This is a genomic window from Flagellimonas algicida (genome assembly GCF_049629585.1).
Lineage (GTDB): Bacteria > Bacteroidota > Bacteroidia > Flavobacteriales > Flavobacteriaceae > Flagellimonas.
In genome coordinates this window covers 1691579-1706386 of record NZ_JBMYIX010000001.1, presented here as the reverse complement: position 1 = coordinate 1706386, position 14808 = coordinate 1691579, and the positions used below count along the sequence as shown (strand labels likewise).

Here is a 14808-nt window from a genome sequence, read left to right as displayed (position 1 = left end):
ACGTTTTTAGCGTCCCTTACTGGAGATTGCCAACGGAATTGTCCACTGGCGGTGGGTTTGTACTTGAACTTGATTCTTACTGGATCAATGCAAGTGCCCGTGATGCTGTTCGCGCAAACAACCTACGGCAGCCCCAATGATTCCGGCATGGTTCATCAGTTCCGCTTTTACCACTTTGGTTTCAACATCGATCAGATGTTTAAACTGATCCCAGTCCTTTGACGTACCTCCGCCAACAATGATCAGGTCGGGGTTTACGATCAATTCCACCAAATTCAGGAATTTATTGAAACGCTTGCCCCACTTTTTGTAGCTGAGCCCTTCGCGCTCCTTGGCAGAGGCCGCGGCCCACTTTTCAATCTTCTTGTATTTTTTATAGGGAATCTGTCCCAATTCAAAATTGGGAAGTAGAACGCCATTGTAGAAAGCTCCGCTGCCCAACCCGGTACCAATGGTGATCATGATTACAAGGCCATCCTGACCCTTTCCGGCACCGTAGTTCATGGAGGCATAACCAGCGGCATCGGCATCGTTCAAAACGGTAACCTCGTGCCCGGTGGCTTCGGTGAACAATTCATCAATGTTGACGCCTACCCAGCTAGGGTCCAAATTACCCGGGGATATACAGACTCCGTTTTTTACAATGGTAGGGAAGCCACAGCCCACAGGTCCACTATAATTGAAGTGTTCCACAATTTCGGCTACAACTTTGGCCATGTCCTTCGGTTTTCTGGACTTTGGAGTGGGAATGCGATACCTTTCGGTTAACATTTCGCCAGTTTCTGCATTCACCAAGGCTCCTTTAATGCCCGATCCACCAATATCAATACCAAGAATTTCCATAAATGGAAGGAATTTTTGTTTGGGCAAAGAAACAAAAAAGTTTTTGGGAATGATAATAATGTGTTTTGAAGACCATATGGTTTAATAGCAAAAAGACCAGAACAGTTACTTTTGGTAACAGTCTGGCCTTTGGGATCAAAAACAAAACCAAGTCAACATGAATTATTTTCTTCCACTATCAAAACAATGGCATTTTCTGAAAGAGCCTCCAGCTCCAACAGTCTTGTATGGCTTAATATCAAGCTATCCCTAGATTCCAACAACCGATTTTGTACTTCAAAAGCACCATTGATCACAAAGGTCAGAAGTATGTTTTCTTGTTCAGTGGTGGTAAAGAAGCCTTCCTTTCTTCCATCAAAAACCCCAAATAGGATATTAACGGGCTTCTTTCCATAAATGATGTTCAGTTGGTTATGGGAATAGGTGTCAAAAGTTATTTTTTCCGGGACCAAGTCCATTTTTACCCAAATCTGAAGATAGTTGACCAGAACATCTTCGTTTTTATTGGTAATGCGGAAAGCGTTTCCCTTTTTAAGGTTAATGACCTGCAATTCCTCTGGAAACGTGTGCAATTCATTTGAACCATTGGAACAATAGGTAATGCTACCTACCAATGGGATCAAAATAAGGGAAATGTCTTCCTCGGTAGTAAAAGATCTGGATGCTCTTGGAGCCAAGGTCTCATCGGAAAGCCGTACAACTTTTTTAAGCTTTTTATTGTTTTGTAGTGGTACGGAGAGGCATCTGTATTGTTCGGATCGATCACATGCTCTTTTGTGGCTCACAAATAGTTGGGCAGGGTGCTGGACAATCATCTTCAAAATGGTTTAGGCATTGACGTATATATCGTGGGTAAGAGTAAATCCTTCAGAAACACTGCCTCCAACACTGGCCAATTCTTCATCTACGCCATCGCTAAAAACGTTGTCTTGGGAATGGTAGGTGTACCCGTTCATACCCTTGGTATATCCATATTCACTGGCGGCATTTACGCGTACCACTGCACTGTTCTCTCCTTCCGGAAAAGCAATCTGGGTAACCAACAGAGAATTGCCATCCGCATCATAGATGTGAACGTGTATGTGTGTTGATCGTCCGTTGTACCATCCGGGAAAGATAGTCGCGAATTCTACAGTTCCACTGGAATTGCTTACCTGTCTGCCGCGTAAAAAGCTGGTATTGGTATAATTGGTGGACTGCATGCCACTGCCTCCATATTCTGAATAATTTCCATCCTTATCGCAATGCCATACATCCACTATGGCGCCTTCGAGCGCATTACAGCTATCATTGACGTTGCGAATGGTGATGTTCATGTCCAAATCAATTCCAGTACGGTCCCCAACAATGTCCACGCGTTCCAAATCTTCCGGGTCGTGGGTTGGGAATGGTCCTTCGGTCTCGCTTGGAGTTACCCCGCAGTCTCCAGAGGTGTTGTCATCGGTGGTAGACCCCGTATCACTTTCTGAAGTAGTATCAGTGCTTGATTCATCATCTATGTAAAGGGAGTCTTCATTGTCTTTTGAACAGGAGGTCAAAAGCGATAAACTGGTCACGGACAAGCCGGCCAACCCCATGCCTTTTAGAAATTCCTTTCGTTTCATATCACAATATTTTAATGATTATGGGGTAAATCTATATAGGCACCAAAGCTGATGGTAATTATTGCGGTCAATGCCTTGAAAGGTGAGGTGAAAGGAGTAGGGTTGTTAAAGGTTTTCTAAAATATTGGCTTTGTATGATTTACCCAATGGAATGGCGAATTCACCAATTTTAGCCACATCTTTATAGATGCCGGTTATTTTTTTTGTTGGGACGATGTAGGAGCGATGTGCCCTTAGAAACATGGGTTTGGGGAGTTTTTCATAGATGTCCTTCATGGTGGACCTGGCCACAATTTTAGTATCGTCCTCCAAGATAATCTTCACATAATCGTCAAAGGCCTCGATCAGTATAATATCCTCAAGGGGAATATGGTGCAGTTTATAGTCGGCCCGGATAGATAGGTGCGTTTGGACATTGGGGTTGGCCCGTTCCAGCTCCAGTTGTCTTTTGGTTTTTTCCACGGCGGTCTGAAAGCGTTGGAAGGAAAATGGCTTTAATAGATAATCAATGGCGTTTACATTGAAACCTTCCAAGGCGTAATGGTCATAAGCAGTGGTAAATATAACCTTGGTCTGCTGTTTCAGGGATCTATAAAGTTCCAGTCCATTCAACCCTGGCATTCGAATATCCAGAAAGAGTAGGTCTACATCGAACTTGTTGAGATAGCGGATGGCCTTGCCTTGTTCGGTAAAAGTATGTGCCAAATCCAAATATTCGATTTGGTCACAGTAGGCTTGAATGATTTCCAGTGCCAATACTTCATCGTCCAATGCCACAGCTTTTATCATGAAAGGTCGATTGAAAGGTTCACCATATAAAAATTGTCTCTTTGGTCTATATGCAATTGGTATTTTTCAGGATAAAAGTAATCCAGTCGCTTCCTGGTGTTTTTATTGCCCTCTGTTGTTGGTTCCATAAAGCTGCTATTCTTTACGGTGATTTTATTCTCAACGATAAGCTCAACATTATGGAATCCAATATTGATAAAAATACGGATATTGGAAAGTTCGTCCGGGTTAACTCCATATTTGAAAGCATTTTCAACATAGTTGATCAGTATGATAGGAGCGATTTTTTGGCCTTTGGGGTTTCCTTGTATCTCATAAACCAAGTTGGCATGTTTGCCTATTCGAAGCTTCTGTAGGTCTATGTAATCCGTTATGTACTGAATTTCACGTTCCAAGGATACTTTTTCGGCATGGCTTTCCGTGACCACATAACGCATCATTTCCGATAGCTTTAATACCGCCCATGGCGCCTCATCCGATTTCTTTAAGGTAAGGGCATAAACACTGTTCAGTGTATTGAACAAAAAGTGAGGATTGATTTGGGCTTTTAGATAGTTCACCTCGGCTTTCAATTTCTCATTTTGAATGGCATTGAGCCTATTGTCCAATCGAAGCAAAATTGAAAGGAAGGCAATCATGGAGAACTGGACAATGAACGTGTCCCTGAAACCAAAAAGGTCAATGGGAGCCGTTTTGTGGGGTGGAGTATTCGGAAAGGGGAGTGTAGATGGAGGTTTTGGGTTGTTTATAATGAGATTGGGGGTGAAGGAAACAACTATAAAGCAAGCCAACAGAAGAAATGCGTAGATCCATCTTTTTTCCTTTGAATAAAATTTGGGTATCAAAATATAGTAGTTCAGATAGAAGAAGGCAAATAGCAGAAAATATGCCAAAAGACTGCGTTGGAAACCAGGTGCCTTGGCCATATTCTGGAATGAGCCAAAATCCGGAGAGGTCAGTATGGGGACACTCAGTAATCCCATACCGATTAGGAAGTTGATCCAAAGGTTGCGATTTTTCAAATGTTTACGTTTAGGTTAACGATTAAACCTAGTCCAATGAGAATCAAAGATTAAAAAAATGAGGTGAACACCTTCCAGTGCAGGGTTAATGTCATTTTTTGGTCCTCAAAGAACTCAAACTGCCTTCTGTACAACCTCAAAAACCTTGCTTCCGTCACATTTCAAGGTTTTATGCGGGTATTTCAAGATCAATGCGTAGTCATGGGTGGCCATGATTATGGTGCGACCATTCTGGTTGATTTCCTGAAGCACTTTCATGACCTCCACGCTGGTCTGTGGATCCAGGTTTCCAGTGGGCTCGTCTGCCAAGATAAGTTCTGGGTCGTTCAAAAGGGCGCGGGCAATGGCAATGCGTTGCTGTTCCCCGCCGGAAAGTTCATGGGGATACTTGAATCCTTTGGATTTCATGCCGACCTTGTCCAGAACCTCTTCGATTTTGGCATTCATTTTTGACGGGTCTGTCCAACCGGTGGCTTTGAGCACAAAAAGAAGATTGTTGTTCACGTTGCGATCAGGGAGCAATTTAAAATCCTGAAAAACAATGCCCAGTTTTCTACGTAGGTAGGGGATGTTCTTTTCCTCGAGCTTTCTTAGGTCAAAATCTGCCACTTGGCCATTGCCTTGTTTCAGGGGAATATCGGCATAAAGTGTTTTCATAAAACTACTTTTACCGCTGCCCGTTTTTCCAATGATATATACAAACTCACCTTTTTTTACTTCAAGGTCAATGTTCTGCAGGACAAGGTTCTCATTTTGGAATACGGCTACGTCCTCTAATTTTACAATGGTTTCAGGCATAATATCTCTTCAGGAAACAATACAAAAGTATTTGAATTTACTGTAATAGTATCAAAATAAATCGTTAATGCAAGTTTTGGTGGGCAAACAAGGTCATTGTTTCCAGATTTTGGTATTCAGGTTCAAATCCTCCACAATGCCCATGGCGGCGCTGATATCTTCATAAAAGAGCTCAATGGCGTTGGACGTGGTCAAGTTCTTGCTGTCGTTCAAACTGAAAAAGCCATAGGGATGATGTACTCCCATATACAGCTTGTTTTCTTTGAATGAAAGCATGATCGGTTTGTTCACCTTTCTTTTTAGGTTGGTTATTCGTTCCATTAGGGAAGGGGTCAAAATATAGCGTGCCTCCACCTGATCGGTACTGTAGACCACAAACTCTTTTTCAAACTCAGGGTTTTCAAGGTTGACCAAAGGGTCTCGGTTCAGATTCAATTGTTGGATGGTCTTTGCAAGGTACCCCACTTTTTTTTCAAGCTGATCGGGAAGGACAATGGTGGTACCATTGAATTTTTTGTTGAAGTCCATGATGGCAAACATGCCTAGGAAACTGCTTCCGGTCTGTTCAAAGCTATGCTTTTTGGAAAGCCATGGTCTCAGGTAGGTGGAGAACAACATGAAATGGGTGAAAAAGGGAATATACATAAGATAGGAGCCATAAAGGCTTTGATTGAGGATCTTTACATCACCCATCTTTATGGAAGTCTCCCGTATTTTTCCCGATAAGAGGCCAAAGTTGAGATTGTGGACTTTGGGTCGTGTGTGATGTTTTGATGAATTGACCTGGAGATAGCTTGGGATGAGTTTACTGGCCTCTATTTCCTTGGAGGTGATCTGTAGGTTTTCATTGAATGCAAACTCAGGAGCTGTTTTCTTGAGAAGGGTTTTTAGAATTTCCCTTTCTGCCCCTTTATACTTGTTTTTCAGGTTTTGTGATGCTGTCAAGAACACAAAAAATGGAATCCAGTACAACACCATGATGGTTTGGAAGGAAAACCATGAATGGGCTTGGGACAATTGGCTCATCCATTTGAGATAACTGGCACTGCTGGTATACATGAAGATAGGCAAAGAGGTAAAGCCAACGAGTATGATGGCAATGAAGAATGCATTGCCAACCTTAAAGAAACGATAGCGCTTGCGTAGTTTCTCAGCCTTTGTCAGTAATGGCAGGAGTTCCTTTTTTAGGGTTGTAAAATCCATCATCCTAAAACTTTAGTCAAAGGAGATTGATGGGAGTTCCGCTTCCAAGGGGTCGATGATAAAAAAGGTTTTTGGGGAATACCCCATGATTTTGCCCACAAGATTGGAAGGAAACATTTCCAGGGCATTGTTAAAGGAGTTTACGGATGCATTATAAGCCCTTCTTGCGGCAGAAATTTGTTCTTCCACCTCGTTTAAACTGGATTGGAGTAGCAAGAAGTTTTCACTCGATTTCAGATCAGGATAAGCTTCAACGGCTATCTGGAGTTTCCCCAACATTTGGTTCATTTGGTTTTCTAGGTTCAACCGCTCTTCGTTGGTATGGTCTTGGGTCACGATTTTCTCTCGCAATTTGGTGATTTCGGTCAGGGTTTCCCGTTCATGGACCATATATCCCTTAACTGTTTTTACCAGTTGGGGAATCAGGTCTGTTCTCTTTTTCAGCATAACATCTATACTGCTATAAGCTTCGAGGGTCTTGTTTTTTTTGGCGATTAAATTGTTGAACAAAAAAATGATCAATAAAAGAAGTACAATAAAAAGAATAATGGCATAAGTCATGGCTCTGCATATTGGATTAAACATCAGATGAACAATGTGTTTGATCAAAGGCAAAAGAGGTTGTGGCCCTTGATCGGTACTGTGAGGTTGAACTGTGAAAACAAAAAAATGCCACAGATTGTCCTTGAACTTGGACAAGATGTTGATGACATTGTTATTTTTGAGGTATGAAAGCTCTAGAGGTAATCGAGCTTTGAAACCAAAAGTAGTAATTCTTGAAAAACCACCAAGGAATACCCAATGTAAATTCGACATATTACGATCTAAATATACTTTGGCTCAAATTTTGACGTTATGGTAAAAGTTAGTCGAGAACAGCGTAGAACACTATGAATCGAAAAAACCTCCTCCTTATTCCCATGGTATTGGGAACTTTTTTTGTGCTTTCGGCACAGGAAACCAAAGTATATACCCACGAAAACAAAGCATACCAAGACGCTCTGGCCTTGTACAATAACCAACAGTACCAAGCGGCACAGACCATCTTTGAAGAGGTGAAGACCAGCACCAAGGACCAAGAGACCGAGGCCAATAGCGCTTACTACGCTGCCAATGCCGCCATTCGTTTGAACCAGCGCGGAGCCGATAAAATGATGGAGGATTTTGTGGAGCGCTATCCCACCTCCACCAAACGGAACTCTGCATTTTTGGATGTGGCCGATTACTATTTTGAGACTGGAAAATACCCTTACGCCCTAAAATGGTACAAGAAAGTGGATGAATCCGCCATGGCCTATTCGGATAGGGAACGGTTTAACTTTAATAACGGATATGCCCTTTACGCTTCCAAAAGACCACAAGAGGCAGAACGCTATTTGAACAAGGTGAGCACATCCCAAAAATATGGGTCGCAGGCCAAGTACTATTTAGGCTATATCGCCTATGAGCAAGATGACTATGATCAGGCCACCGCTCGCTTCGACCAAATCACCGACCAAGATGTGCTAAACGAAAAATTATCGTATTACCAAGCGGACTTGAATTTTAAACTGGGCAAGTTCGAGGAGGCCATTGCCATGGCCAAAAAGCAATTGCCCAAATCCAATAGGCAGGAAGTTTCCGAACTCAACAAAATTATAGGAGAAAGCTATTTTAACTTGAAGCAATATGCCGAAGCTATTCCCTATTTGGAAGAATACAAAGGCAAACGGGGAAAATGGAGCAATACCGATTACTACCTTTTGGGCTATAGCCATTATAAGCAAGGTGACTATGAAAATGCAATCCAACAGTTCAATAAAATTATAGGGGGCAACAACAACGTGTCGCAGAATGCCTATTACCATTTAGCGGAATGCTACCTGAAGCTGGACAAAAAATCGGAGGCCCTCAATGCATTTCGGAATGCTTCCCAAATGGACTTCAGTCCGGAAATCCAAAAAGATGCTTTTCTCAACTACGCAAGGCTCAGTTATGAGATAGGCAACGCTTACGAACCCGTTCCACAAGTATTGACCTCTTATCTTGAAAAATATCCAAAGGATAAGTACCAATTGGAAATTCAAGAGCTTTTGGTGGATTCGTACATCACATCCAAAAATTTTGAGGGAGCCATGCAGCTGTTGGAGGAAAATAAAAACTACGCGAGTAAGGAGACCTACCAAAAAGTGGCTTTCTATCGTGGGGTGGAACTCTTTATCGATGGGGATTACGAAGCTGCATTGGAACGATTTTCCAAGTCGTTGAGGAGTGCGGAAAATAAAGGATTTGAAGCTAGGGCCCTGTATTGGAAGGCAGAATCGGCCTATAGATTGAACCGTTTTGAGGAAGCCTTGGTGGATTTTGTGAAATTACAAAGTCTTCCAGCAGCCCGATCCATGCCGGAATATCCAGAACTGGATTACAATCTGGGATACTGCTATTTTAAGTTGAAGGATTACAACAATGCCATTGCCTATTTCAAAAATGTGGTGAATTCCAATACCCTTGATGCCCAACGGAAGAACGACGGCTATTTGCGATTGGGGGACAGCTATTTTGTGACCAGCAAATACCAATTGGCCATGAGGGCCTATGATGAATCCTCCAAAATGAATGGCCCGGAACGGGATTATGCTGCTTTTCAGAAAACACTCAGCAGCGGATTTTTGGGGAACAATTCGGCCAAAATTGAAGGTTTGAACGAATTTTTGACCCGATATCCTACCTCTACCTTACGCGACGATGCCCTTTTTGAACTGGGGAACTCCTTGATTAAAAATGGTCAGGAAAGCGAAGGATTGAGAACCTATGACCGATTGGTCGCGGAGTATTCACAGAGCAAATTCGCTCCTCGTGGAATGCTAAGGCAGGGATTGGTGCACTACAACGCTAGTAGAAACCAACAGGCATTGGACAAGCTCAAGGAAGTGGTCCAGAAGTATCCCAACACCCCAGAGGCCAAACAGGCGGTGGCCACGGCCAAATTGATTTATGTGGACGAAGGAAGGGTAAGTGAGTATGCCGCTTGGGCCCGTAATCTGGATTTCGTGGAAGTTACGGACGCTGAACTGGACAATGCCAGTTTTGAATCGGCCGACCGGAAATATGTGGAAGGGAAAACCGATGCCGCCATTCGGGGATATGAAGATTATCTAAAGGAATTTCCCAACGGACTCCATGCCCAAAACGCCAATTTTTCATTGGCCCAATTGTACTTCTCCAAAGGAGAAAAGGACAAGGCCCTGCCCAAATATCAAACGGTGGCCAACAACGGAAATGGCGAATATACCGAACAGGCCCTTACCCGGGTCTGTGAAATCTATGTGGAAAAACAGGATTACAAAAGTGCCATTCCCTATCTAAAACGATTGGAAAGCAGTGCGGACATTGTGGAAAACCGAACCTTTGCCCAATCCAATTTAATGAAAGGGTATTACGGACAAGAGGATTACCGTCAGACCATTGCTTATGCAGAAAAAGTGTTGAAAGCACCCAAAATTGATGACCGCATCAAGAGCGATGCCCAAATCATGATAGCGCGATCTGCCATCGCAACAAACAATGAGGCCCTGGCCAAGACCGCATATCAGGATGTGAAGAAAATTGCCACGGGTGAGTTGGCGGCCGAAGCTTGGTATTACGACGCCTATTTCAAGAACCAAGAACAGGATTTTGAAGGCTCGAATGTAGCCGTGCAAAAATTGGCAAAAGACTATTCGGCCTACAAGAAATGGGGAGGCAAAGGACTGGTGATCATGGCCAAGAACTTTTACAATTTGGGTGATGCTTTTCAGGCCACCTATATCTTGGAAAGTGTGATCAGCAACTTTGCCGAGTTTGATGATATCGTCGCCGAAGCCAAAGGGGAGCTCACCGTGATCAAGGCCAAACAGGCCGAAAGCAATTCTTCAGTAGACCCCAACGGAAACTAAATCCAGACACAGCATGCAAAAGAGAACCTATATATTTTCACTGATATTTTTGAGCCTTTATGGAATCGTTGTCGCCCAAGAAACCGATGACATTGGTACGGAAACGGTAACGGTGGTAAAACCGTATTCCCCCACCGTTTCGGATGCCTTCAAAATAAAGTCGGCACCCAACCTCAATGATTCCATAGTACTGCAAAAGAAGAAAATCGATTACAGTATTTTTTCGGTCCCTGTGGCCTCAACCTTTACCCCGGCCAAAGGAAAAGCCTCTGGAGTGGAGCGGACGCCGCCCCCCACCTTGTACAATTCCTATGCTTCGGTAGGATTGGGCAATTACAATAATGCCCTTGTGGATGTATACACCAGTCGGGAATTTAATCGGGGGGAGGATTTGTTGGATTTTGGATTGACCCACCAATCTTCCCGTGGAGATTTGGATTCGACCCCCTTGGAAACCGATTTCTACAACACCAAATTGAACGCCTCCTACGCCAAAAAGGATCGGTACATGGATTGGGGTGCCAGCATCGGATTGCAACATCAATTGTACAATTGGTACGGTATTGAGAATGATGCGTTCGATGAAACTACCGTGGCTGCCATGGACGAACAGCAAAACTATTTCAATGCCGAGGCCAAGGCACATCTCAACATGGAGGATTCATTCTTCAAGACCGGAAACATCTTGTTGCGCCGGTTTTGGGATGCCACAGAGTCCGCTGAGAATCGGGTGGTCATCAATCCTACTTTGGAATTGCCCATTACCGAAGAATTGGTGACGATTGGGGCCAAGGTGGACTTTGTGAACGGGAATTTTAAGAATGCCTCCCTGAACAATACGGCCAATGACGGCGAAATCAACTACAGTCAATTGCAAGCAGGGGTCACACCCAGCCTTTTGATCTTGCGGGATGACCTTACCGTAAACCTTGGGGCCAGTTTTGTGTATGGATTGGATACAGAGAACAGCGACAGTAATTTCTATATCTACCCTGCGGTTACTGCTTCTTATAGGGTATTGGACGAAAACGTGATCGCCTACGGAGGAATCGAGGGCGAACTGAAACAGAATTCCTATCACGATTTTGTAATGGATAACCCCTATGTGTCACCCACATTGAATATAATGCCCACCGACCAACAGTATGAGGGCTATGTGGGACTCAAAGGACAGTTGACTTCCAATATCGGCTATAACATCAAGGGGTCGTACACGGCAGAGAACGGGAAACCACTTTTCTTTTTGAATCCACAGAACCTGCTTCGGGATGATGAAAAAAGCTACTATTATGGCAACTCCTTTCAGGTTTTTTATGATGATGTAAAAACCTTGGGCATTTTTGGGGAGTTGAACGTGGATGTGAATCGTAACTTTAGCTTGGGCGTCAATGCGGAATTTTATGATTATGATACCGAAACGGATAACCCTGCTTGGAACCTGCCCACCATCAAAGGGTCTTTGTTCATGGATTACCAAATCAATGATCAATGGTATTTTGGGGCCAATCTCTTCTATGTAGGGGAACGCGATGATTTGGTATCGCAGGCAACTGTGGGAGCGGAACCGTTCGAGTTTCCTTCGGCCATAGTTACTTTGGACAGCTTTTTTGATGCCAATGCCCATGCCGGGTATCACATCAATGAGCAGCTTTCGATTTTCATAAAGGCATCCAATATCGCCAACAGCGATTACCAGCGATGGGCCAATTTTAGGGTACAGGGCTTTCAGGCCTTGGCAGGGGTGTCTTACAAGTTTGACTTCTGATTTGTAGGTAAATACGCAATAATTTGTTAAAAATGGCGTTTTAAACCTTGCGCCAGTCCCAAATGTGTACCATGATTGGTTGCTCCAATTCAATTGGAAACCATGCAGCTACGACGCTTTCACATAGTGCTTTCCATTGGCTTTGTGCTAATGTTTTCTTCAACAAAGGCCCAGAACTTAGTTCGTAATGGGGGTTTTGAGGATTACAAGACCTGCCCCGTTAAAATGAGCAACCTGAACAAGGATGCGGAACATTGGAGTGCACCTACCTTGGGAACCACGGACTATTTCAACGAATGTAGCAGGACCAAATTGGGTATTCCCATGAACTTTAAAGGGAAACAGGAGGCCTTTGAGGGTACTGCTTATGCAGGAATGTATCTGTATGCCCCAAAGGATTACAGGGAATATATTCAGATACACTTGACCGAAACCTTGCAAAGAGGACATCGATATCGCTTGCGACTGGTTATGAGCCTTTCCGAAAAATCTGATGGGGCCGTAATGGATATGGGGGCCGTATTTGCGGAAAAACCTTTGTCCATTCACACGAAAAGACAACTTTCCCACAGGGCTTTGACGTCTCAGATTGTACAGACCACCCATATTAAACAGTTCTCTGCACCCCATTTTTATGATGACAAGCAAAATTGGACGGAACTTACCATGGATATTGTGGCTAAAGGATTTGAAACACACCTCATTCTGGGGAATTTCATGAGCAATGCCGCTACGCGTTATCTCGATTTTAAAAACAACAATCCCAATGCGGAAGGCTATGCCTATTACTATTTGGATGATATTTCGTTAACCTATCTGGGTCCCGAATACCAGCCCAATGAAGTTTATGTATTGGATCATGTCAATTTTAAATTTGACCGATTTGATTTACAGCCCAAGGCCAAGCAAAGCCTTCAGGATGTGTTTGAATACCTGGAAAAACATCCCAACCTCAAAGTGTCCATCAGTGGGCATACGGACGATTTGGGTTCCGATTCCTATAACGATGTCCTATCCAAGGAACGGGCCAGTAGCGTTGCCAAATATCTTATGGGTCTCGGCCTCGAAAAGAACAGGATTACCTACAAAGGATATGGGGACAAAGTTCCCTTGGATACCACCCTTACGGATAAAGCCCGAAGAAAAAACCGCAGGGTGGAATTCGTGATGACCGAGTTTGTGGATGAGTAACCCCTGAATATTCCCTACATTTTCTATTTTTGGAGGAAACCATCCGTTCCATGAAAAAGTATATCCTCCTGTTCTCCATAGGTTTATTCTTTGCCTGCAATCCAAAAGAAGAAGTAGATTTAATCGTTTACAATGCCAATATTTATACGGTTGATGGCGATTTTTCCAAGGCCTGTTGCATGGCCATCAAAGATGGAAAATTTGTGGCCGTGACCGAAACGGCTGATATCTATCAAAAATATACCGCAAAGGAAGAACTGGATGCCAAAGGGAAGACCATAGTTCCCGGTTTCATTGACGCCCATTGTCATTTTTATGCACTGGGACTGAACCAACAGGTAGTGGATTTGGTGGGGACCACCAGTTTTGAAGAAATCTTGGATAAGGTTGTGGCCTTTCAGGAAGAACGCCCGTCCGATTTTGTTTTTGGCAGGGGATGGGACCAGAACGATTGGGAAGTGAAGGAGTTTCCCACCAAGGACAAATTGGACGAAATATTTCCGGATACCCCTGTTGTACTGAGTAGAATCGATGGACATGCAATTTTGGTCAACCAAAAGGCTTTGGATTTGGCCGGAATCACTGTGGATACCAAAGCTGTAGGGGGTGATATCATCAAAAAGGATGGAAAATTGACAGGAGTTTTGGTGGATGGCCCCATGGGAATGGTCTACGCCATTATGCCCCAACCCGATAAACAAGCACAGGTACAGGCACTAAAAGATGCCGAAAAACTATGTTTCGATTATGGATTGACCACAGTGGATGACGCCGGTTTGGATCGGGAAACCATTGAGCTTATAGACAGTTTGCAGCAAGCTGGGGATTTGTCCATTCGGATATACGCCATGGTAAGCAGTTCTCCTTCGAACCTGGATTATTTCCTGAACAAGGGAATCTTAAAAACCGAGAAGTTGAATGTGCGCTCCGTAAAAGTATATGGAGATGGCGCATTGGGATCTAGAGGGGCGGCGTTAAGAGCGCCTTATTCCGATCAGCCCGGTCATTTTGGGGCCATGGTCACTCCGGTGGATCAAATTGGGGCGTTGGCGGAGCGTATTGCCGCATCGGACTATCAAATGAATACCCATGCCATTGGGGATTCTGCCAATGTAGTGGTATTGCGAGCCTACGAAAAAGCTTTGGAAGGAAAACAAGGCCGTCGTTGGAAGGTGGAACACGCACAGGTAATCTCTCCCGCGGATTTCGATTATTTTGAAAAAGGAATCATTCCATCCGTACAACCCACGCATGCCACCAGTGATATGTATTGGGCCGAAGACCGTTTGGGACCAGATCGCGTAAAAGGGGCCTATGCCTTCAAAGAACTATTGGACAAAGCGGGAACTGTAGCTTTGGGAACCGATTTTCCCGTGGAGCAAGTGAGTCCGTTCTTAACCTTTTATGCTGCGGTGGCCCGCAAGGATGTCAATAACTACCCTGAGGGAGGATTTCAAATGGAAAACGCCCTGTCCCGCGAAGAAACCCTGAAAGGAATGACCATTTGGGCGGCCCATTCCAATTTTGAGGAGCAAGAGAAAGGAAGCATAGAACCTGGTAAACTTGCCGATTTTGTGATTCTGAGCGAGGATATTATGAACGTTCCCATAGAGCAGGTTCCCCAACTGACGGCAGATCAGGTATATGTTGCGGGGAAGCAGGTAAAATAACGACTTCTT

General features: G+C 43.9%; 12 protein-coding genes. 4 read left to right on the top strand and 8 right to left on the bottom strand.

All coding sequences use genetic code 11. From position 1 onward, the window contains the following. Positions 1-84: 84 nt before the first annotated feature. The 8 genes from ppgK to ACPD8L_RS07695 form a co-directional block, all read right to left on the bottom strand. Positions 85-843, bottom strand: coding sequence for a polyphosphate--glucose phosphotransferase (gene ppgK, locus ACPD8L_RS07730; protein ID WP_116218392.1), 759 nt, complete (start codon positions 841-843; stop codon positions 85-87). Positions 844-995: 152 nt separating this feature from the next. After that, positions 996-1658: a hypothetical protein gene (locus ACPD8L_RS07725; RefSeq protein WP_423942782.1), complete on the bottom strand. Its 663-nt coding sequence runs from the start codon at positions 1656-1658 to the stop codon at positions 996-998. A gap of 12 nt (positions 1659-1670) precedes the next feature. Continuing rightward, positions 1671-2447, bottom strand: coding sequence for a dioxygenase family protein (locus tag ACPD8L_RS07720; RefSeq protein WP_423942780.1), 777 nt, complete (start codon positions 2445-2447; stop codon positions 1671-1673). A 105-nt stretch (positions 2448-2552) separates the two neighbouring features. Continuing rightward, positions 2553-3236 (bottom strand): LytR/AlgR family response regulator transcription factor, encoded by a 684-nt coding sequence (locus tag ACPD8L_RS07715; protein WP_423942778.1) that lies wholly within the window; start codon positions 3234-3236, stop codon positions 2553-2555. Next, positions 3233-4258: a sensor histidine kinase gene (locus ACPD8L_RS07710; protein ID WP_423942776.1), complete on the bottom strand. Its 1026-nt coding sequence runs from the start codon at positions 4256-4258 to the stop codon at positions 3233-3235. The genes ACPD8L_RS07715 and ACPD8L_RS07710 overlap by 4 nt, the downstream gene beginning before the upstream one ends. 114 nt (positions 4259-4372) lie before the next feature. Next, positions 4373-5056, bottom strand: a complete 684-nt coding sequence (locus tag ACPD8L_RS07705) for a cell division ATP-binding protein FtsE (protein WP_116218387.1) — start codon at positions 5054-5056, stop codon at positions 4373-4375. 93 nt (positions 5057-5149) lie between these two features. Continuing rightward, entirely contained in the window at positions 5150-6262 is a 1113-nt protein-coding gene (locus tag ACPD8L_RS07700) for a DUF3137 domain-containing protein (RefSeq protein WP_423942774.1), read from the bottom strand. A gap of 9 nt (positions 6263-6271) precedes the next feature. After that, a complete protein-coding gene (locus tag ACPD8L_RS07695) occupies positions 6272-6820 on the bottom strand; it encodes a LemA family protein (protein ID WP_293301982.1) in 549 nt (182 codons plus the stop codon). Between the two features lie 329 nt (positions 6821-7149). Between ACPD8L_RS07695 and ACPD8L_RS07690 the strand changes: the two genes are divergently transcribed. The 4 genes from ACPD8L_RS07690 (at position 7150) to ACPD8L_RS07675 (ending at position 14799) form a co-directional block, all read left to right on the top strand. Next, the gene (locus tag ACPD8L_RS07690) at positions 7150-10173 is read left to right on the top strand and encodes a tetratricopeptide repeat protein (protein ID WP_423942772.1); all 3024 of its coding nucleotides are present in this window, start codon (positions 7150-7152) and stop codon (positions 10171-10173) included. A 13-nt stretch (positions 10174-10186) separates the two neighbouring features. Next, positions 10187-11938 carry a TonB-dependent receptor gene (locus tag ACPD8L_RS07685; RefSeq protein WP_423942770.1) on the top strand — a complete coding sequence of 584 codons (1752 nt, stop codon included), beginning with the start codon at positions 10187-10189 and terminating at the stop codon, positions 11936-11938. Between the two features lie 102 nt (positions 11939-12040). Further along, complete coding sequence (locus ACPD8L_RS07680) at positions 12041-13129, top strand: OmpA family protein (protein ID WP_423942768.1); 1089 nt, start codon at positions 12041-12043, stop codon at positions 13127-13129. A 50-nt stretch (positions 13130-13179) separates the two neighbouring features. Further along, positions 13180-14799: an amidohydrolase gene (locus tag ACPD8L_RS07675; RefSeq protein WP_423942767.1), complete on the top strand. Its 1620-nt coding sequence runs from the start codon at positions 13180-13182 to the stop codon at positions 14797-14799. Positions 14800-14808: the final 9 nt, after the last annotated feature.